The sequence below is a fragment of the Chroococcidiopsis sp. [FACHB-1243] genome (genome assembly GCF_014696895.1).
GTDB lineage: Bacteria > Cyanobacteriota > Cyanobacteriia > Cyanobacteriales > Chroococcidiopsidaceae > Chroococcidiopsis.
Map to the genome: position 1 here is coordinate 70,816 of NZ_JACJQX010000011.1, position 19,757 is coordinate 90,572.

Sequence of the window (19,757 nt, forward strand, 5' to 3'; positions counted from 1 at the left end):
AGTGTCCTGTGAATCAATTTTGGATTTTAGATTTCAAATTCAATCTAAAATCCCCCTTGTCTCCCTTGTCCCCCTTGTCCCCTAGCTTTCCGCCCAATCCTTTGCCCAATTGAGGGTTTGATGCACCTGTTCAATTGTTGGTGCTTCGCAGTATAAGCGCAAGACAGGTTCAGTACCGCTAAAGCGAATCATCAGCCAGCTATCATCATCCAAGCGGAATTTGTAGCCGTCAATAGCTTGACAATTGACTACGGCTTTTCCAGCAATTTCTTTAAGGGGCTGAGATTGCAACTGATCCAAGAGACGCGATCGCACTTCCATACTTGCTAAGGGTAGATCGATGCGATCGTAAGCAGAGTGAAAGTTAGTTTTTGACTGGAGTTGCTGGTAGAGGGCGCTTAAATCTAGTCCAGATTGCACGACGGCTTCCAGCACATAAAGAGCAGAAAGTAAAGCATCTCGTTCGGGAATGTGGGTTCCATAACCGATCCCGCCTGACTCTTCACCCCCAAGTAAGACTTGAGTTTCTAACATGCGATCGGCAATATATTTGTATCCCACCGGAGTTTCGGAAACTGGAATTTGGTGTAAAGCTGCAACGCGGGGCATTAAGTCAGAACCGCTGACAGTTTTGACGAGTTCGCCTTTCATACCGCGATTCACGGCTAGATGTTCGATCAAAATGGGAATCAGGACTTGGGAACTAAGAAAATTACCTTGTCCGTCTACAGCCGCAATCCGATCGCTATCGCCATCAAATACTAAACCTACAGCCAAATTACCTTTTTCAGCACTGTGGGTACGGATAGTTTCAAATAAACGGGAAAGGTATTTTGGTAATGGTTCTGGCGCACCGCCACCAAATAACGGATCGCGATCGCTGTTAAGTTCGTTGACTGGGACTTCTAATATCTGTGCTAGTCCTCCTGCGGCTGCACCATGCATCACATCAGCAAAGACTGTGAGTTTACCTTGAGTAATATACGAACGAATGCGATCGAGATCGACTTTTGCCCGTAGAGTGTCACAGTAGCTAGTCCAAGGATTGAATGTTGTCATTTTCCCAGAATTAGCACTGGTAGGGGGTGGATAATCTAATAAAGATTCAATATTCTTTGTCACCTCTGGCGGGACAGATCCGCCAAAAGCGCCTTTAACTTTCAAGCCTGAATAGCTACCTGGGTTGTGGCTAGCAGTAATGACTAAAGCGCCCAGAGCGTTGTGCTGTTTTGCCGCTAGACTAAAAGCTGGAGTTGGTGCGTAAGTTTCTGATAACAGTACGTCAAACCCTACCGCTGTCACGGCTTGGGCTGTGGCGCGGGCAAAATCTTCTGACATGAAGCGGCGATCGTAGCCCACAATTATCGTATTACTACCTGTAGTATTGCCGTACGTTCGTGCTAAAACTTGAGCGGCGATCGGTGCAACTAACGCTAAGCGTTCAAATGTAAACTCATCAGCAATGATACCGCGCCAACCATCCGTACCAAACTTGATTTTATTGCCAATTCCTGGCATGGTATTTACCCCAGAACCCTAACGCTGGATCTTAACATCTCTGCTTTAATAAACAATAATGTAGATTTAATGGGTATGGTAGCCGATGCCGCTTTAGCCGCAGGTGGTGAGGTAATTGGGTTCATTCCCAAGTTTTTGGTTGACAAGGAAATTGCCCACAACGGACTGACGCAACTACATGTCGTCGATTCCATGCACGATCGCAAAGCTTTAATGACAGAATTAGCCGAGGGGATATGGTACGTTGGAAGAATTTTGCGAGATTCTCACCTGGGCGCAGTTGGGATTGCATCAAAAACTCCAAGGTTTATTAAATGTTGAAGGCTATTACGATCCGCTATTACAGTTATTCGATCGCGCCGTCACAGAAGAGTTTTTAAGAGCGGAATTGCGTTTTTTGGTATTAGAATCGTCGTTACCAGAAGATTTATTTGATTTATTAGCTAGCTATCACCCGATAACCGTTGAAAAGTGGTTGAGGCAAGATACTAAGGTTTGAATTTTCGTTGGCGATACATATCTTAAACTATTGCCGAAGTTTGTTCGATATAAGTGTAGTAAGTAATTGAATATTAGGCGAATACAATTCGCGACTACACAAACCAAGTCTGCCTACGCGGACTAATAGTAAGTATGTTTCCTCTTATAGAAATTCATACATCTCGCCTCAAACTCCGTCCCTATGCAGTAGCAGATCTAGATGATCTGCACCGCATTTTTATCGAGCCTCAAGTTAGAAAATACTTGTGCGATGATAACATTATGTCGCGCGAGTGGGTTGCCACAGAAATTGACAATAATACTAAGTGTTTTGAACAACACCGTTTTGGTCAGTGGAGTATTTTTTTTAAAGAAAATTCAAACTTAATTGGTTTCTGTGGTTTCCGATTCTTCTACGACAATCCACCAGAATTACAATTACTTTATGGCTTATCACCTCAATATTGGGGTCAAGGACTAGCAACAGAAGCTGCAATAGCTATGATTCAATATGGATTTACTGAACATAAATTTCAGCGGATTATTACTAATACTGATGTTGAAAATGTTGCTTCGGTGCGGGTAATGGAAAGGGTAGGGATGAGATTTGTTCAGCGCGTAAATAAAGAAGGATTGGACTTGTTGTACTATGCTATTTCACGCGAAGAGTATCAGCGCGATCGCTCTTTGTATAGTTTGCACATAAAAACTGTCTAAAATTAAATTTAGACTGAGTTGCTTTCACAGATAAGATTTGTGTCACGCATCAGCCGAAGGCGAAGCGAAGCGTTAGACGCAAAGGCGCGAAGAAGATTGCGCAAAGTTATCAACTAGTCTTCCTCAATCTATTGCTATAGTTTTAGGACTACTCAGTTTCATAGCGATCTTTTCAGTTAGCTGTATGTTTATCTCAATTCTACTCGGTCGTTCCGCTTGGAAAGCTTTAAAAGAGGCAATTTTAGCAGCTATTTTTGGAGTTGTTTCAGGAATTTGTTCGGGATGGTGATATCAACACATACGAATATAAGATTTTAATTCTAACTAACGATACTAGCCAAAGTTGTTAAATCTGGTACTTCCAAATCTGCACCAGAATCTTGCTTAACTCCGCGCCGATTTACCCACACCGCAGTCATACCTAAAGTTTTAGCGGGTACAATATCGTGATACACGCTAGCTGCGACGTGCAAGATTTTTTCTTTGGGTAAGCCGATTCTCTCAAAGGCTACGTGGAAATTATTGTGAGTAGGTTTATAACTTTTTACTTGTTCTGCTGTAATAATATAATCAAAATTAGTTTGCAAATATTTTACTGTCTCGGTAAAGAGATCGTCATCCACGTTAGAAATTACAGCTAGTTTAAATTTCTGTTTTAAGACTTTTAACGCCTCAATACTATCAGAAAAGGGTTGCCAACTAGTTAAAGAATTAGCTAGTGCATCTACTTCTGTGGAATTTGGGATAAAGTTGAAGCGATCGCCCATTTTTTCTACAACATTTCTCAGTACTTGCCGATATTTAATATACTCGCCTGCTTCTATTTCATTTTCGATTTCACCAAAAGCATCGAAGATTTGTTCGTTGGTTAGTTGTATATTATGGTTAGAAAGAATGGGGGCGATCGCTGTTAAAACTCCAGTTTCCCAATCAATCATCGTACCGTAACAGTCAAAGGTTAAGACTTCATAGTTGTTTAAATCGATTGTCATGGTGGCTCCTAATATCTAATCTTTGCATTATGCCAGAACAAGACTATAGATAATTTTTATGTTTTAAATTTTTTGATTTCTACTTTTTCTAAATGTTTGATTAATTCTTTCCCATCGGCATTATGTTCCTTAGCAATTCGTTCGGCAATAGCTGTATTTCCAGAACAAATTGCTTCAATTAATAACCTATGTTGCTCGATAATTTCTTCGACATCGGGAATCAGAGTATTACAAGAGGCAATATACAAACGAATTTGTTGTCCGACAATTTGATACTGTTGTTGCAATCTCTGATGTTCTGATAGCTGAACGATCGCTTGATGTAAGGCAAAGTCTGCATCTGCAACTTTACTACGGCGATCGCTTTTTGTTGCCTCAATCAGTTGTTTTAAACCACTCTTTAAAATCTCAGCTTTATCGGCTGTCATTGCAGCAGCAGCTAATTTGGCGGCTAAACCTTCTAATGCACTGCGTAGCGTATATAGTTCCCAAGCATCTTGAGAACTCAGTTCCAACACAGCACAACCTTTGTAAGGAATTTGTACCACCAAACCCTCGTAAGTCAGCTGTTGTAATGCAGAACGGATCGTTCCTCGACTGAGATTGAGTTGTTCTGATAAGGGGATTTCTAGCAGGCGGGAACCAGGTGGAAATCCACCACTGAGAATTTGTTCTCGAATCGCCTCAGCTGCTTGAATGTCCAAACTTTTTGCGACGATTGCCAGGTTCGAGTGTCCGCGTTCCACCACTTCGTACCTCAGAGAGTTAGCACTAGGAAGAATGATAAATTGATAATTGTAGATTGTCAACAATCTACAATCCCTGGTGACAATGAAATCTCGCACTACTACAAATTGTGGGGCGCACGGCTGTGCGCCCCTACAACGTACACTTACTTGGGAAGGCGATCGCCAATTTCTCCCGCCCAGGTTGCTAATTCATCTGTATTAACTGAGGGAATGGTAGCTGAATTCTCAGAATGGCGTTGCTGCTTATCAATTTCTATACGTAGTTGAGTAATTCTAGCTGATAAACTACTCAAAATTGCCTGCGTTTGTTTGCGTAAAGAGCTAACTTCTTTAGCAAGACGCTGAGTCATCTCTGCATTTTGCTCGTAGCTTTCTTTTAGTTCTGAAGATGGCTGGCGATCGCAATTTTCAGTTTGTGCAGTTGAGGCTGTTGCAATTATACATTGGAGTTTTTGACTGACCGATTCAACCTCTCCTTTCAGAGATTTTGTGACACGCTTAGATTCTGTCAAGCTATTTTTAACTTGTTCGTTCAGTTCTTCTAATTGTGCTATCCGATTTAAGAATTCAATGAATGGTAAACCATTAAACTGTCGCTCTAACTTTTGAATTTTTTCATTAATTTGCGACTGTTGGACTCGATCTTCGGCTTGAACATTTGAGTAACTTGCTACCCGATCGCTTAAATCTTGAATCTGCTGCATCAACTCTTGAAGGTTGTCGGAGGCTGGCGTATGGTTTTCGAGATTGGATGATAATTGTTCTTCTATATGAGTAATTTGTTCTTGTAAAATTAGCTGTAATTCTAGTATTTTACCCTGATTGTATTGTCGTTCTGTTCTTTTAATATTTGCTTCCAAACCGTTCAAAAGTTGCTGTAGATTTAAGTTTTGAGTATCAAGTCTGTATGGTTTTAAAAAGTCTTCAATAATAATAAATCGTTGTTGAATTTGAGAGAAATCTAAATATAGCTTATCAATTTCGGATAATGTCGCTTGGATGTCAGCAAGATTGGCATCGCGAGATAGGACAAGCTGTTCTAATTGAAAAAATCGATCTTGTGGCTGACGACTTTCATACGGCTGCTTGTGTTTGGATATATTAGCGTGCAGAGATAGAAATAAAAAAATAGGAGTTGAAATAGTAAAAATACGATCGCCCGAGAAAGAAGCAATAAAGCTAAGAATAGAAATTGCTACGAGTAAGTATTCTAATTTACCCAACCATTTACGATAGAAAAGATTGAAAACACCAGACATAAAAGAATTTTTCTCAGATTCCGAGCTATTCACATCTAAATTAGAGTATTATCTTGGCAAACCTCCTCAGTAAAACTGCTGGATAGTCTACAAATAGAATGTGAAGCGATCGCCAAAATTTCGGAGACAGGCGAAACGGTTACAATGAGGATCGGTAACTACTGCTTTCAAGTCAAGCAAGACCATGCGATCGCCTACTTCCGTTCAATTTCTCGATGCCTATGATGTTATTGTCGTCGGTGCAGGACATTCTGGTTGTGAAGCTGCCCTAGCTGCGGCACGTCTGGGTTGTAAAACTTTGCTGCTGACGCTGAATCTCGATAAAATTGCTTGGCAACCTTGCAATCCAGCAGTAGGAGGTCCCGCTAAATCCCAACTCGTTCATGAGGTGGATGCTTTGGGTGGAGAAATTGGCAAAATCGCAGACCGCACGTATCTGCAAAAGCGGATACTGAATGCCTCTAGAGGACCTGCTGTGTGGGCGTTGCGGGCGCAGACGGATAAGCGGGAATATGCGGCTGTGATGAAGCGCATCGTAGAGAACCAAGAAAATCTGACGATCCGCGAAGGGATGGTGACAGATTTAGTCCTGGGTGCAAACGATGAAGTTGTCGGGGTAGAAACTTACTTCGGCGTAGCGTTTGAGTGCAAAGCTGTTGTACTGACAACAGGCACGTTCCTCGGCGGACGGATCTGGGTAGGAAATAAATCTATGCCCGCCGGACGCGCCGGAGAATTTGCCGCAGAAGGATTGACGGATACTTTAAATAGGCTGGGTTTTGAAACCGGACGGCTGAAGACGGGAACTCCTGCCAGAGTAGACAAGAGATCGGTAGATTATAGTAATTTAGAAATTCAGCCAGGAGATGAGCAAGTAGGCTGGTTTAGTTTCGATCCTGAAGTGTGGGTAGAACGGGAACAAGTACCTTGTTACCTTACTCGCACGACAGCAGAAACCCATAGAATTATTCGAGAAAACTTACACATGTCGCCCGTGTATGGCGGCTGGGTGGATGCGAAGGGACCGCGCTATTGTCCTAGTATCGAAGATAAGATCGTCCGGTTTGCCGACAAGGAAAGCCACCAAATCTTTATCGAACCAGAAGGACGAGATATTCCCGAACTTTATATTCAAGGATTTTCCACAGGACTACCAGAAGCAATTCAGTTGCAAATGCTGCGATCGCTACCTGGTTTAGAAAACTGTGCTATGCTGCGTCCTGCTTATGCGGTGGAATACGATTATCTACCCGCAACGCAGTGCTATCCCACGCTGATGACGAAGAAAATTGAAGGCTTATTCTGTGCGGGACAAATTAACGGTACGACGGGTTACGAAGAAGCCGCCGCCCAAGGTTTTGTCGCTGGGGTAAATGCAGCACGATTTGTCCGTCACCAAGAATCTATCGTATTTCCCCGCGAACAGAGTTATATCGGCACGTTAGTTGATGACTTGTGTACCAAAGACTTACGCGAACCATATCGGATGCTGACCAGTCGTTCGGAATATCGGTTATTGTTGCGATCGGATAACGCCGATCGCCGTTTGACTCCCATAGGTAGGAAAATCGGCTTAATTGACGATCGCCGTTGGGAATTGTTTACATGCAAGCAGACAAATATTGCCGCTGAAAAAGAACGGTTGCATACGACACGGCTGAAAGAACACGATGAGATCGGCATTGCGATCGCCTCTGCGACTCAACAAGCAATTAAAGGTTCGATTACTCTAGCTGATTTGTTGCGTCGTCCTGGTTTCCATTACACCAATTTAGAAACTCACGGATTGGGCAATACCGATCTGAGTCCGGTAGAAAAAACAGCAGCGGAGATTGAAATTAAGTATTCTGGCTATTTACAACGCCAGCAAAATCAAATCGACCAAATCGCCCGTCAAGCAAATCGCCCCTTACCGCCAGATTTAGATTATGGGGCAATTGACACCCTCTCGAAAGAAGCGCGGGAAAAACTTGCTAAAGTTAGACCGCTGACGATTGGACAAGCAGCACGAATTGGTGGCGTAAATCCAGCGGATGTCAACGCACTGCTGGTTTACTTGGAGGTGCGTTCTCGACGTACTTCCACTGAGTTGACAGTATTAGCATAGACAGTAGGGTGGGCAATGCCCACCCTACATTTATTAATTGGAGTTCTCACAGTGGGTTTATTTGACGATTTCAGCCGTTTTTTAGAAAGCCGTTTAGAAGAATTCTTGCGGAACAATCCCCATCTAGAAATAGAAGCGCTATCAGAACAGTTGCGGCAACAAGAGGAAGATACTTTAAAGTTAATTGCAGAACTCCAGTTACAAGAAAAGCGATCGCAGGATGAAATTCTCACTACAGCGCAAGAAATTCAAAAATGGCACATTCGGATTGAGAAGGCAAAAGTGGCTAATCGGCTTGACTTAGCAGAACCAGCACAGCAGCGAGAAGCAGCGTTATTGCGCGAAGGAAATCAACGCTGGGGACAAATGCAAGGAATTAAGGAACGAATTAATCAAGCTAAAGAATTACTTAAAAAAGTACAGCAACGCCGTCAGGAGGTAGAAGCAAAAGCCGCGCAAGTACAAGCTAACCGCGCTACTCAGTCTTCTCAACGCTTTGATACGGCTGGCTGGAATCAAAGTCGCAGCTTCTCCAGTGGTGCAGACGATTTGGATGCAGCTTTTCGCCGTTGGGAAACGGATGATGAGTTGGAAAAGCTAAAACGGAATTTGGGGAAATAAGGAAGTCAAAAGTTAAAAGTTAAAAGTCAAAATACTGAAAACGAGATTTTTCAGATTTTCTTGCTAAACGCTGTTGCTAATGAGGCGAGATTCAATGTCTGTTGCCCAATCAACAAATTTTGATGCGATTTCTTGAACGCGCGATCGCAAAGCGCGCTGGATTAATATCGTTCAATTGGGTGGTAGAATAATCCCATTTGGCAATTCGATTTCAGGTATATTAAGTTGTTAAGAGTCTGTTGTAGGCAAAGATGAAAATATAGCTAAAGAGTATTAATAACAATGAAAACAAAAAAAAGATTCAATCAACAAGAATTTCAAAAAATCCTCTCTGGATTATTTTTTCTACTAGGAATTCATCTAGCTATTTTAACAGTATTAAAAGTCGCAGCATTTTTGATTAGCATGTTTAATCCTCTGTTAGCGGCAAATACAATTTTAGTAGGATTCTATTTAGGAATATGGCAATTATTTTATGCAATTCCTATTATTTTGTGGTTAAAACGCACGCAACAGTGGGGCAGAATGAAAGGAGTCATTATTGGTACTGTAGTTACATTTATGACAAATATTTCTATTTTTATGAGTTTTTTAAACTGATAGAGACAGCGAGTAACGAGCCAGAAAGTGGTGTGTGGTGCGTAGCTGAATTCTTAGTATCTAGTCACCAGCCACTAGTCACTAACAACTGATTACGATTTTGTTTCATCTAAAATACGATCGCTATCCGATCCAGATCGATCGCCAGGATAGCCAGCACCAGCTAGTAGATCGTCAATAACTTTACCAAAAATGCTTTTGTTAGAATTTGAACCGATTGCTAAAAACAAGCCTCCCAATATATAAATAGGCAACGGTAAAGACAAGTGTTTCATCCAGTCGAATAACTGAGCGATCGCAAATAGGATGAAAAAGCAGGCGATCCAGATCCTCATCTCCATCTCCTCAAAATTGTAGCTAGATAGAGGATAATCGATTTCTTACCTAAATGACATCTTTTATTTGCGATCGTGTCAAGACGCAAAGCCGCGAAGTGTCCTTTGCGCCTCTATGTCTTTGCGCGACATTGCCTAGTATACAAAATGTTGCAGAAGCTTGACACTATGAAGACTATATCCATTGTATGGAAACAGAGGCGGTTGCTTAATTTAATATTAATTAGTGTAATAAAATATTTATTAAGAAAATCTCTGTTTCTATAATTATTAATAGTTAATTTTCCGTAAATAGCTTTTAGTTACTAATTGTAAATCTGAGAAGAGTAAGTCAACAATGCAATTGTGAGTGAGGATCGCCACAGCGCGATCGCGGCTTCGATCGGGCAACAAGCTTAGAACTCTATGCGCTTTCTGTATAAATTCCTTACCCAAGTCTTAGGTAAGACTTCTTTACAAAATCTCCTTCTAACTGCTTTTGTGTTGCAAGTTATTGCAATAGTAGGATTGGTAGGGAATCTTTCGTTTCAAAATGGGCAAAGGGCAGTCAACGCTCTTTCCGAACGATTGCAAACTCAGATTGCCAAACGCCTTTACCTACAGCTAAAAACTTATTTACAAACACCACATCTCCTCAATCAAGTTAATCAAACTGTCATTGAAGAAAATCTAGTAACAGCACCTTTAGCTGAATTTGAAAGCTTATTATTAAATCAAATGCAGTCGTTTGAGATCGTTCCCTATACAGCTTGGGGAAATCAAAAAGGAGAGTATGTCGGGATCGATCGCCTCAAAGAGGGCAGATTACATATTGAAGTTGTAAACAAGCCATCCAATCCCAAATATTATACATATACAGTCAACAATCAAGGACAGCGAGGAAAACTCGTTCAAGTCACTCCATATTACGATCCAAGAACTCGCCCCTGGTATCAAGAAGCAGTTCAAAAGGGTAAAGCTGCCTGGAGTCCTATCTATATTTGGTTTAACCAGAAAGAGATGGCGATCGATGCAGTCTTACCAGTTTACGACCAAAACAGAAATTTACTTGGAGTCTTAGATACTCCTTTAAAACTCTCAAGAATTAGCAATTATCTACACAATATCCCAATTAGTAAATCGGGACAAATTTTTATCCTCGATCGCTCTGGCTTACTGGTAGCATCTTCAGATAATTACCAGCCATTTTCTATCGTGCAAGGAGGCAAATTGCAACGCCTCAAAGCATCAGAAAGTAAAAATTCCTTGGTTCGATCTACAGCACGATATCTAACTACAAACTCGCACAAATTTATAAATACCGATCGCCCACAACGGCTAGAATTTAGCCAAGATCGCCAACGATATTTTGTAGATATACATCCTTTTCGAGATAGTTGGGGGATTGACTGGCTGATAGTTGCGGTGATTCCAGAAGCCGATTTCATGGAAGATATCTACGCCACGACTCGGACAACAGTTGTACTATGTGTTGTGGCTTTACTCGTAGCAGTCATAATTGGAATTTTCACAACTCGATGGATTGCCAAACCAATTCAACGCCTAAATACTAGTGCTAAACATATCGCCAATGGAGAATGGGATAAAACTGTAGAAGAACTCGGACGTTCGGATGAAATTGGCGAACTAGCTAAATCCTTCAACAGTATGGCAGTAGAATTGCAAAAGTCTTTTGCCGAGATGCAAGACTTGAATGCAGCCCTATCAGCTAGCGAAAGACAATTGCATCAATTTTTAGAAGCCGTACCAGTTGGCGTAATTGTTCACGATTCAACTAGTAAAATCTCGTATGCCAATCAGACAGCACAGCACCTACTCGTCAACATCATCTCAGATGCTACATCAGATGAATTAGTGGAATTTTATCAGGTCTACCGTGGCGATCGCCCCTACCCGACTGAAGAATTACCAATGATGCGGGCATTAAAAGGCGAAACCGTTACTGTTGAAGATTTATCGCTGCATCGAGATGGTAAAGTCATCCACCTTGAAGTCCGTGCTACGCCAATTCGAGAGGATTGTGGCAATATTGTCTATGCTATCGTTGCCTTTACTGATATTAGCGATCGCCGACGAGCCGAGCAAGAAATTAGAGAATTAAATCAAAGCTTAGAACGCCGCGTTAGCGATCGCACAGCCGAACTTGAAGTCGTTAACAAAGAATTAGAGGCATTTTCTTATTCAGTTTCTCACGACCTGAGAGCGCCATTACGACAGATTGATGGCTTTAGTCAGATATTACTCAGTCGTTACACAGACAAGCTAGACGATCGCGGTAGAGATTATCTCCAGCGTATCCACGGTAATACAAAACAGATGGGCGAACTCATAGATGGTTTGCTAGCTTTATCGCGGGTGAACCGTAGCGATTTGCAACGCACAGAAGTCAATTTGAGCGATTTAGCCACCGAAATCGCTGCCAAGCTTCAGGAAACACAACCAGAAAGACAAATTGAATGGGAGATCGCCCCAGAAATAATTGTTAGTGGAGATGCTAGATTGTTGGGCGTGCTGCTAGAGAATTTGCTGAATAATGCCTGGAAATATACAGCGAATCAAACCCAACCTCGGATTGAATTTAGTACTTTGCGGCAAGAAAACGGTCAAGTCGTGTATTTTGTCCGCGACAACGGTGCGGGCTTTAATATGAATTATGCTAGTAAACTCTTTGTAGCTTTTGGGCGCTTGCATTCACCTACTGAATTTCCAGGTACGGGGATTGGCTTAGCCACCGTCCAGCGGATCGTTCACCTTCACGGAGGGCAAATTTGGGCGGAAGGAAAGGTGGGAGAGGGTGCAACTTTCTATTTCACGCTTTAAAGATCGCACCAAGACGCAAAGACGCAAAGGACACTTAGCGCCTCTGCGTCTTGGCGTGACATTTTACAAACAAGAATTTCCCGTACCCCCAGGATTCCAAACCCGGCGATTTCGACTTTGTTGGCTGTACTTTGGATTTTGCGTTCCACAAGTAACACGGTTGCGGACGACAAAAGCGGTATCTGGGTTGTCGCTGAATAAGCCATCTATACCCAAGTGAAAAAATTGCTCGTATTCGGCTTCTGGGTTATTGTCGTAGTCGATCGCTAAAAAGAAGGATTCGTTGCGGAAAGTATACGGATGGACGAGTAAACCTGCGGCATGTGCGTCATCTATTAAAGATGTTGGTTCTGCTGCCAAGCGTCTATCAGCTTCGCTAAGTTGTCCGTCGCCATTCACATCATCTGGTTTGCCATCTCCATTTTCATCCACAGATTCACTGGGAATAATTAATCTTTTAAAAGGTCCAATTCCATCGGCATATTCGGCAATTTTTTCTAGTTCTTTAGGAGATGTCAAATCGCCATAGGTACGCGAATCGCCGCTGACGACAAAATCGTAGGGTTTGGCATCAGCTTCATCGAATAATTGTACCAGTGGAACATCGACTAATTTGTTTAATTGCTTTAGATTTGCAGTTTCAAAAGATTGAATAAATACTGGATCGTCAGCATCATCCAAATTATTTTTTCGCAATACTTTAGCTAAAGGCTCTTCCAAAGATAGATCGATAGAATCAAAGTAAGTAGGATGTTTTGTTTCAGGATAAATTCCGATGACTCTTCCAGTTTCAATACTTTTGCGTTTAGCTAGATCGATAACTTCTTGCAAAGTTGGTACTTCATAAAGTCCGTCAAATTGTGCCGAACCTGGACGCAATTTGGGAATTCTTTCTTTAGCTTTAAGAGTTTTAATTTCAGCTAAGGTAAAATCTTCAGTAAACCATCCTGTATATTCTACACCGTCAATGGTTTTAGTCGTCTTGCGCTCGGCAAATTCGGGGCGATCGCTGACATCTGTTGTCCCAGTAATATCATTTTCATGCCGTGCAATCAAAACGCCATCTTTAGTAGAAACCAAATCCGGTTCGATATAGTCTGCACCCATGGCGATCGCTAACTCATATGCTGCTAAAGTATGTTCTGGACGATAGCCGCTTGCACCTCTGTGTCCGATGACAATTGGTGGCTTACCTGTTAAAGTATCTGCTGGCGATCGCTGTGCATCCACCTTATTTGCACCAACTAGCGCTACAACTGCTGATGCTAGCACGATTAAGCGAGAAAGACGCAACATATTTTCACTCCTCATGACAAAGTGGTAATTGGTAGTTGGTAATAGGTAATTGGCTATTAATTCTCAGGAGGACTGGTTGGTAATTCAACCAACCATTAAATTAGCTATACCTCAGTGAATATACGGTTTTATAATTAAGCCCTGTTTAACTAAAAATTAAAATTATTTTTATTAGTTCAAATAATTGATATTCTGAAATACAGCAGTTCTACTTAATGCGTGAAATATCAATATAGGGCGGACAATGCCCTTTGATAAAACTACTTATTGTTTGCGGCGAACGATCTGGAATTGCTATAAATATCAAATAAACAGATCGAGTCAATCTTTAGGTTGTGTGTCTATATAATTCAATTTACGTAATTAAATTTGCTTTATTTAAACTTGTCAGGAAAAACAATCAAGATTTAGTGAGATTTTCCACAGTTTATTGCGTAAAATAGTACAAATAAACTAAAATCATTCCTCCATAGAGGCGACGATATCGATTAAACTCAGTAACCTAGAAAAGAAGGCTAAGTGCGATGTAGAAGGAGATGTTGGTGGAACAGCGAGTACGGGAATTGCAGCAGTTATTGCAAAACGCTAGCTATGCTTACTACGTTCTAGACAACCCGATAATGGAAGATTCGGTTTACGACCAACTGTATCGAGAATTACAGGAACTTGAAACCCAATATCCGCACTCAATCACCCCTGATAGTCCAACGCAACGGGTGGGAGAAAAACCTGCTACCCAATTCTTCTCAGTGCGTCATAACATCCCGCTTTACAGTCTGGAAAATGCCTTTAACATTGACGAATTGAAAGCTTGGGAACAACGCTGGCGGCGTACTGCGCCTGGTTTTGTGTTGAAGGCATTAGAAGGAGACAAGGGAGACAAGGGAGACAAGGGAGACAAGGGAGACAAGAGGGACAAGGGGGACAAGGAAGCTTTTCTCCCCCAACTCCCGACTCCCGACTCCCGACTCCCGACTCCCCTTTATGTTTGCGAACTCAAAATTGACGGCTCGGCGATCGCCTTAACTTATGAAAATGGTTTACTCGTGCGGGGGGTAACTAGGGGTGATGGCGTGATGGGTGAAGATATTACCCAGAATGTCAAGACAATTCGTTCGATTCCTTTGCGGTTGCAGGTGGAAAATCCTCCCACAAGGGTAGAAGTTAGGGGAGAGGCATTTTTACCCTTAGATGTCTTCGAGCAAATTAATCAAGAGCGATCGCAAAAGGGCGAACCCCCCTTTGCTAACCCTCGTAATGCGGCGGCGGGGACGTTGCGCCAACTCGATCCTCGCATTGTCGATAAACGGCGATTGGATTTTTTTGCTTATACGTTACACGTTGCTGGTAGAGATGATGCGAGTGTGTATCAGACGCAGTGGGAAGCTTTAGAGTTATTACAGCAGATGGGGTTTAAGGTGAATCCCCATCGCAAGTTATGTCCTACAGTGCAGGAAGTTGCCGAATATTATCGCTATTGGGATACTGAAAGGTTAAATTTACTATACATGACAGATGGGGTAGTGGTGAAGATAAATTCTCTACCCCTCCAAGAGCAATTGGGATTTACACAAAAGTTTCCCCGTTGGGCGATCGCTTTGAAGTATGCAGCCGAGGAAGCCCCTACCCGCGTCGAAGAAATTGCGGTGAATGTTGGTAGAACGGGGGCGTTGACTCCGATGGCTATTATGCGTCCGGTGCAGTTGGCAGGAACGACGGTTTCTCGCGCGACTTTACATAATAGCGATCGCGTGGCTCAATTAGATATCCGCGTCGGCGATACGGCAATTGTCCGTAAGGCTGGGGAAATAATACCTGAAGTCGTGCGGGTATTGCCAGAACTACGCCCCGCCGGAACTCAGCCTTTTCAAATGCCTACCCACTGTCCGACATGTAGCCAACCTGTGATTAAAGAAGGGGCAGTCACGCGCTGCGTCAATGCTTCCTGTCCGTCAATTCTCAAGGGAGCTTTGGAACACTGGGTGAGTCGAGATGCTTTAGATATTAATGGCATGGGGGAAAAGCTAGTACATCAATTAGTCGATCGCGGTGTGGTTCATTCTGTTGCCGATCTCTACAATCTGAATGCCGAAAAATTGATGCAGTTAGAGCGCATGGGGCAGAAATCAGTAGAAAAATTAGTGCAGGCGATCGCCGCTTCTAAAACTAAACCTTGGTCGCGGGTATTATATGGTTTAGGTATTCGTCACGTAGGTAGCGTCAACGCTCAGGTATTAACACAAAAGTTTTTTACCGTCGAGCAGTTAGCAACAGCAAAAACCACAGATATTGAATCAGTTTACGGAATTGGGGCAGAAATTGCTCATTCAGTCTACGATTGGTTCCACATTCCAGCAAATCAGTCTTTAATTGCTCGACTGCAAGCAGCTGGTTTGCAGTTAGCTGGGGAAGCGGTTGAGGAGTCTCGACAAAACGATGCATCCTTACCATTGGCAGGTAAAACTCTCGTTATTACTGGAACTTTACCCACACTGAAGCGGGATGAGGCAAAAGAATTGATTCAAAAGGCTGGAGGTAAGGTTACAGATTCAGTCAGTCAGAAAACAGATTTCCTCGTCGTGGGCGAAGAAGCTGGTTCTAAATTAGAAAAGGCGCAAAAACTAGGAATTTCAATACTAAGCGAAGCACAGTTGACGGAAATGGCAAACAGTTGACAGCGATCGGTAAAAAGTGAGTCGTGAGAAGAACTCACAAAAAAATTAATGAATTTTTTCGTATTAATACTGAGGTTAGTTAAAAAAACTTGCCCTCCTAATAGTGAAGGTAGAAAGTATAAAAACTAGACATCTTACTTGATACTTTGACTTTTAGAAAATGAATAGAAATACCACTTATTATTTTGGTTGCAGCTTTATGCAATATTTACATTGGCATACTTCTGCATCAAAGTCAGTGAGATCGCCCGCTAACCCGCAGTTACCCACCAACTGCCATTCTCAAACCAACAGCATCGCCCAAACAGAAAGCTGAACCCACCACTCACCGATCGCTGTTGAGCTGTATCAAGTTCTACTAAACCTGGAGCCAAGATCGGTTAATTTAGATTGATGCCTTAAATGTAATTCAGGCTACATCATCATGCGGCTAGAACAGTTGCAAGCCTTTTTGGCGATCGCGGAATCAGGTAGCTTTCAGCAAGCAGCTCGCAAATGTGGAGTTACCCAATCGACAATCAGCAGGCAAATTCAAGCCTTGGAAGCCGACCTAGAAGTTCAGCTATTTCATCGGACAGCGCAGGCTAAGCTGACGTTGGCAGGAGAGAGACTGTTACCCCGCGCCCGTAAGATTTGCCAAGAATGGCGCTACGTTACGGAAGAGCTAGCAGATTTGATGGCGGGAAAACAACCGGAACTGTGTGTTGCAGCAATCCATTCTTTGTGCGCCCACTATTTACCTCCAGTACTACAAAAATTCTGTCACAATTATCCTGATGTCCAACTGCGCGTTACGGCGTTGGGTAGCGATCGCGCTTTGAAAGTCCTGAAAGATGGACTGGTAGATCTGGCGATCGTCATGAATAATCGTTTTTTAACTACCAGCCCAGAAATGGTGACGGAAGTGCTATACGATGAACCCATTGAGGTTTTGGTGGGAGCAAATCATCCATTGGCACAATACGAGCAGATTCCCTGGTTGGAACTCATCCGCTACCCCCAAGTTGTATTTAAAGACGGTTATGGGATGCAGCGTTTAGTCCAAGAGCGTTTTGATCGCCTGGGTGCTACGCTCCAAGCCGTGCTGGAAGTGAATACTCTCGATGCCTTTCGCGGAGTAGCGCGACAAGGAGAACTGATTGCCTTGTTACCGCAATCTGCCCTAGTAGAATCGCGTCTCGATCCTACCCTTGCCGTTCGTCCAATCGCTATCACTGACAGCAATGGTTCTCTTGCACCAGGGTCTAGCTTATCGCGCCAAGTCGTGATGGTGACAAGTCAAGATCGGCTCAGCATTCCACCAATTCAATATTTTTGGCAACTGGTGCGAGAACTCGTACCACCTAAACTGAGTGTAGAAGAAGGGGAGACGTGGGGAAATGAGGGGGACAAGGGGGACAAGGGAGACAAGGGAGACAAGGAAGCAGAAGGACAGAGAGGTAGAGGGGCAGAGCAAGTAATTCTAGCCACTAGCCACTAGCCACTAGCCACTTCTACCTACTACTCACTCTCTTGGCAGTGTCTCTTAGAATTTAGTAATGCAAAAGTACTAGAAATTTGAGAATTTCGATCGAGCAATTACATCATGAGCAACGCATTTAGGGATTTACTGCGGAAAGTGGGAAGCGGTAATCATACAGGAGAGGATTTAACTCGCACGGAAGCAGCCGCAGCAACCCGAATGATTTTGTTGGGGGAAGCAACCCCTGCTCAGATTGGTGCGTTTCTGATTGCTCACCGGATTAAACGTCCTACAGGGGCAGAATTAGCAGGCATGTTGGATGTTTATGACGAACTGGGACCAAAACTACAACCTATCGGTGGCTCCCGTCGAGTGATGGTTTTGGGTATTCCCTACGATGGACGCGATCGCACTGCGCCGATAAGTCCTCTCACTGCCTTATTGCTTACGGCTGCGGGGCAACCTACAATTATGCACGGTAGCGATCGAATGCCGACTAAATACGGCGTGCCATTGGTGGAGATCTGGCAAGGGTTAGGAGTTGATTGGACTGAGCTATCTCTAGACCGAACTCAGCAAGTTTTTGAGAATACTGGTTTAGGATTTGTCTATTTACCCCAACATTTCCCTTTAGCTCAAAAAATTTTTGAATATCGCGATCAAATTGGCAAGCGTCCGCCTTTTGCCACAATGGAATTAATGTGGTGTCCTTATGCAGGAGCGGCGCAGATTGTGGCGGGATACGTCCATCCTCCCACGGAACATATGTTTCAAGTTGCCTTGTCTTTACGCGGTACAAACAACTTTACGACAGTCAAAGGATTAGAGGGGAGTTGCGATCTACCCCGCGAACGGACGAATATTATTGGTTTATCTACACCCAATACAACCGATGAATCGGGGCTAGTTGCGATCGATCGCCTGCACCTTTCACCCCGCGATTATGGTTTTAGCAGCCACAACGTCCCCTGCGATGCGATCGAACATTTAGTAGCAGATATGCGATCGGTCTTGCAAGGAAAACCCTCAGAAATGATGCAGTCTGCGATTTGGAATGGTGGGTTTTATTTATGGCGTGCTAGTATTTGTGCCGATATTAGTGCGGGAATCACTCAAGCAGAGGCGATGTTTGCCAGTGGAGAAGTGGCACAACAACTGACGCGAATTATTCAAGCAATTGAGTCAATTCAAGTTCGCGATCGCTCTTACAGTCAACTATAAGATTGTTATTTGTTGTTTGTCATTTGTCATTTTTTAGTAGTAGGGTGGGCAATGCCCACCCTACGTTATTTCCTACCATTAGATCCCCGATAAATCCGCTCTGCTTGTTCCGGTGCTAGCCATGATATTGATGAAGAACCTTGTAACCCTCCATTATCGGCGCTATTAACAACTTCATAGTGCTGGCGATGGGGAAAATCGCAAGCAATGGGAGGAGGTGGAGCGTGACTAACTGTAAACTCGCCTGCAACTGGTCCATCTAGAGGGTCGTATTCGCCGAGCTGGGATTGAGGATGAACATAAGAGTGACTTTCGGGGTCGTAAGCTAAGACTTCTCCAGTTTCGATGTGATAGATCCAGCCATAAATTTTCAGCTTGCCTTGATACAATCTGGAGTGAACGACGGGATAAGTTCTGAGGTTCTCGATCTGGGTTAAGACATTTTCCGCGATCGCAATTTCTAATAATTCTTCTGTCTGATAAGTTTTATAGTTTTCCTTTATCAGTCGTCTAGTAGCTTCAGCGTGCTTCAGCCAATCGTGAACTAATGGCATATCTTCCTGGAGTTTATCTAATTGCAGTAGTCCTTTCATCGCGCCGCAATGGGAGTGTCCGCAAACAACAATTTGCTCAATTCCCAAGGCATGAATTGCATATTCTACCGCTGCGCCTTCGCCACCATTGGCTGCCCCATAGGGTGGGATAATATTTCCAGCGTTACGGATGACAAATAATTCTCCGATGTCTGTTTGAGTAATTAAGTTAGGATCGACGCGCGAATCGGAACAACTGATAAATAAAACCCTCGGTTTTTGTGCGTGGGAAAGCTGTTCAAACAGTTCCGTATGAGTTGAAAAGTAGTTGGTCTTGAAATCCCGCAGCCCTTTGATTAGTTTCTTCATAAC

The 19,757-nt window shown here is 43.1% G+C and carries 16 protein-coding genes and 1 pseudogene; 9 read left to right on the forward strand and 8 right to left on the reverse strand.

Annotated elements, in window-relative coordinates; translation table 11 throughout:
- Nucleotides 1-81: 81 nt before the first annotated feature.
- The gene (locus H6G17_RS10325) at nucleotides 82-1,518 is read right to left on the reverse strand and encodes a phosphoglucomutase/phosphomannomutase family protein (RefSeq protein ID WP_192156775.1); all 1,437 of its coding nucleotides are present in this window, start codon (nucleotides 1,516-1,518) and stop codon (nucleotides 82-84) included.
- A 57-nt stretch (nucleotides 1,519-1,575) separates the two neighbouring features.
- Between H6G17_RS10325 and H6G17_RS33410 the strand changes: the two are divergent.
- Both H6G17_RS33410 and H6G17_RS10335 read left to right on the forward strand, forming a co-directional pair.
- A pseudogene (locus tag H6G17_RS33410) lies at nucleotides 1,576-2,017 on the forward strand (TIGR00730 family Rossman fold protein); the annotation flags it as partial.
- A 134-nt stretch (nucleotides 2,018-2,151) separates the two neighbouring features.
- A complete protein-coding gene (locus tag H6G17_RS10335; RefSeq protein ID WP_192156777.1) occupies nucleotides 2,152-2,715 on the forward strand; it encodes a GNAT family N-acetyltransferase in 564 nt (187 codons plus the stop codon).
- Between the two features lie 320 nt (nucleotides 2,716-3,035).
- Here H6G17_RS10335 and H6G17_RS10340 read toward each other — a convergent pair whose 3' ends face one another.
- The 3 genes from H6G17_RS10340 to H6G17_RS10350 form a co-directional block, all read right to left on the reverse strand.
- Nucleotides 3,036-3,707 carry a haloacid dehalogenase type II gene (locus H6G17_RS10340; RefSeq protein WP_192156779.1) on the reverse strand — a complete coding sequence of 224 codons (672 nt, stop codon included), beginning with the start codon at nucleotides 3,705-3,707 and terminating at the stop codon, nucleotides 3,036-3,038.
- Between the two features lie 56 nt (nucleotides 3,708-3,763).
- Nucleotides 3,764-4,516, reverse strand: a complete 753-nt coding sequence (locus H6G17_RS10345; RefSeq protein WP_242038328.1) for a GntR family transcriptional regulator — start codon at nucleotides 4,514-4,516, stop codon at nucleotides 3,764-3,766.
- An 83-nt stretch (nucleotides 4,517-4,599) separates the two neighbouring features.
- Nucleotides 4,600-5,715 carry a hypothetical protein gene (locus H6G17_RS10350; protein ID WP_192156782.1) on the reverse strand — a complete coding sequence of 372 codons (1,116 nt, stop codon included), beginning with the start codon at nucleotides 5,713-5,715 and terminating at the stop codon, nucleotides 4,600-4,602.
- Between the two features lie 184 nt (nucleotides 5,716-5,899).
- Between H6G17_RS10350 and mnmG the strand changes: the two genes are divergently transcribed.
- The 3 genes from mnmG (at nucleotide 5,900) to H6G17_RS10365 (ending at nucleotide 9,043) form a co-directional block, all read left to right on the forward strand.
- Nucleotides 5,900-7,822 (forward strand): tRNA uridine-5-carboxymethylaminomethyl(34) synthesis enzyme MnmG, encoded by a 1,923-nt coding sequence (gene mnmG / locus H6G17_RS10355; protein ID WP_192156784.1) that lies wholly within the window; start codon nucleotides 5,900-5,902, stop codon nucleotides 7,820-7,822.
- Nucleotides 7,823-7,837: 15 nt separating this feature from the next.
- On the forward strand, nucleotides 7,838-8,443 hold the full coding sequence (locus H6G17_RS10360; RefSeq protein WP_192156786.1) for a TIGR04376 family protein: 606 nt from the start codon (nucleotides 7,838-7,840) through the stop codon (nucleotides 8,441-8,443).
- A 282-nt stretch (nucleotides 8,444-8,725) separates the two neighbouring features.
- A complete protein-coding gene (locus tag H6G17_RS10365; RefSeq protein ID WP_192156788.1) occupies nucleotides 8,726-9,043 on the forward strand; it encodes a hypothetical protein in 318 nt (105 codons plus the stop codon).
- A 92-nt stretch (nucleotides 9,044-9,135) separates the two neighbouring features.
- On the opposite strand, the gene H6G17_RS10370 is transcribed toward H6G17_RS10365, so the two are convergent.
- The gene (locus H6G17_RS10370; protein WP_192156928.1) at nucleotides 9,136-9,378 is read right to left on the reverse strand and encodes a hypothetical protein; all 243 of its coding nucleotides are present in this window, start codon (nucleotides 9,376-9,378) and stop codon (nucleotides 9,136-9,138) included.
- 405 nt (nucleotides 9,379-9,783) lie between these two features.
- On the opposite strand from H6G17_RS10370, the gene H6G17_RS10375 reads away from it, so the two are divergent.
- Nucleotides 9,784-12,198: an ATP-binding protein gene (locus H6G17_RS10375; RefSeq protein ID WP_192156790.1), complete on the forward strand. Its 2,415-nt coding sequence runs from the start codon at nucleotides 9,784-9,786 to the stop codon at nucleotides 12,196-12,198.
- Between the two features lie 63 nt (nucleotides 12,199-12,261).
- Here the strand turns inward: H6G17_RS10375 and H6G17_RS10380 are convergent, their stop codons facing one another.
- Nucleotides 12,262-13,494, reverse strand: a complete 1,233-nt coding sequence (locus tag H6G17_RS10380; RefSeq protein WP_192156922.1) for a glycerophosphodiester phosphodiesterase — start codon at nucleotides 13,492-13,494, stop codon at nucleotides 12,262-12,264.
- Between the two features lie 536 nt (nucleotides 13,495-14,030).
- On the opposite strand from H6G17_RS10380, the gene ligA reads away from it, so the two are divergent.
- Entirely contained in the window at nucleotides 14,031-16,169 is a 2,139-nt protein-coding gene (ligA, locus tag H6G17_RS10385; protein ID WP_192156792.1) for an NAD-dependent DNA ligase LigA, read from the forward strand.
- A 251-nt stretch (nucleotides 16,170-16,420) separates the two neighbouring features.
- Here the strand turns inward: ligA and H6G17_RS34015 are convergent, their stop codons facing one another.
- Entirely contained in the window at nucleotides 16,421-16,543 is a 123-nt protein-coding gene (locus tag H6G17_RS34015) for a hypothetical protein (protein WP_277875971.1), read from the reverse strand.
- A gap of 50 nt (nucleotides 16,544-16,593) precedes the next feature.
- On the opposite strand from H6G17_RS34015, the gene H6G17_RS10390 reads away from it, so the two are divergent.
- Together H6G17_RS10390 and H6G17_RS10395 are read left to right on the forward strand one after the other, a co-directional pair.
- Nucleotides 16,594-17,649 carry a LysR family transcriptional regulator gene (locus tag H6G17_RS10390; RefSeq protein ID WP_192156794.1) on the forward strand — a complete coding sequence of 352 codons (1,056 nt, stop codon included), beginning with the start codon at nucleotides 16,594-16,596 and terminating at the stop codon, nucleotides 17,647-17,649.
- A gap of 105 nt (nucleotides 17,650-17,754) precedes the next feature.
- The gene (locus H6G17_RS10395) at nucleotides 17,755-18,852 is read left to right on the forward strand and encodes an anthranilate phosphoribosyltransferase family protein (protein ID WP_192156796.1); all 1,098 of its coding nucleotides are present in this window, start codon (nucleotides 17,755-17,757) and stop codon (nucleotides 18,850-18,852) included.
- Nucleotides 18,853-18,917: 65 nt separating this feature from the next.
- Here H6G17_RS10395 and H6G17_RS10400 read toward each other — a convergent pair whose 3' ends face one another.
- Nucleotides 18,918-19,754 (reverse strand): carbonic anhydrase, encoded by an 837-nt coding sequence (locus tag H6G17_RS10400; protein WP_192156798.1) that lies wholly within the window; start codon nucleotides 19,752-19,754, stop codon nucleotides 18,918-18,920.
- Nucleotides 19,755-19,757 lie beyond the last annotated feature (3 nt).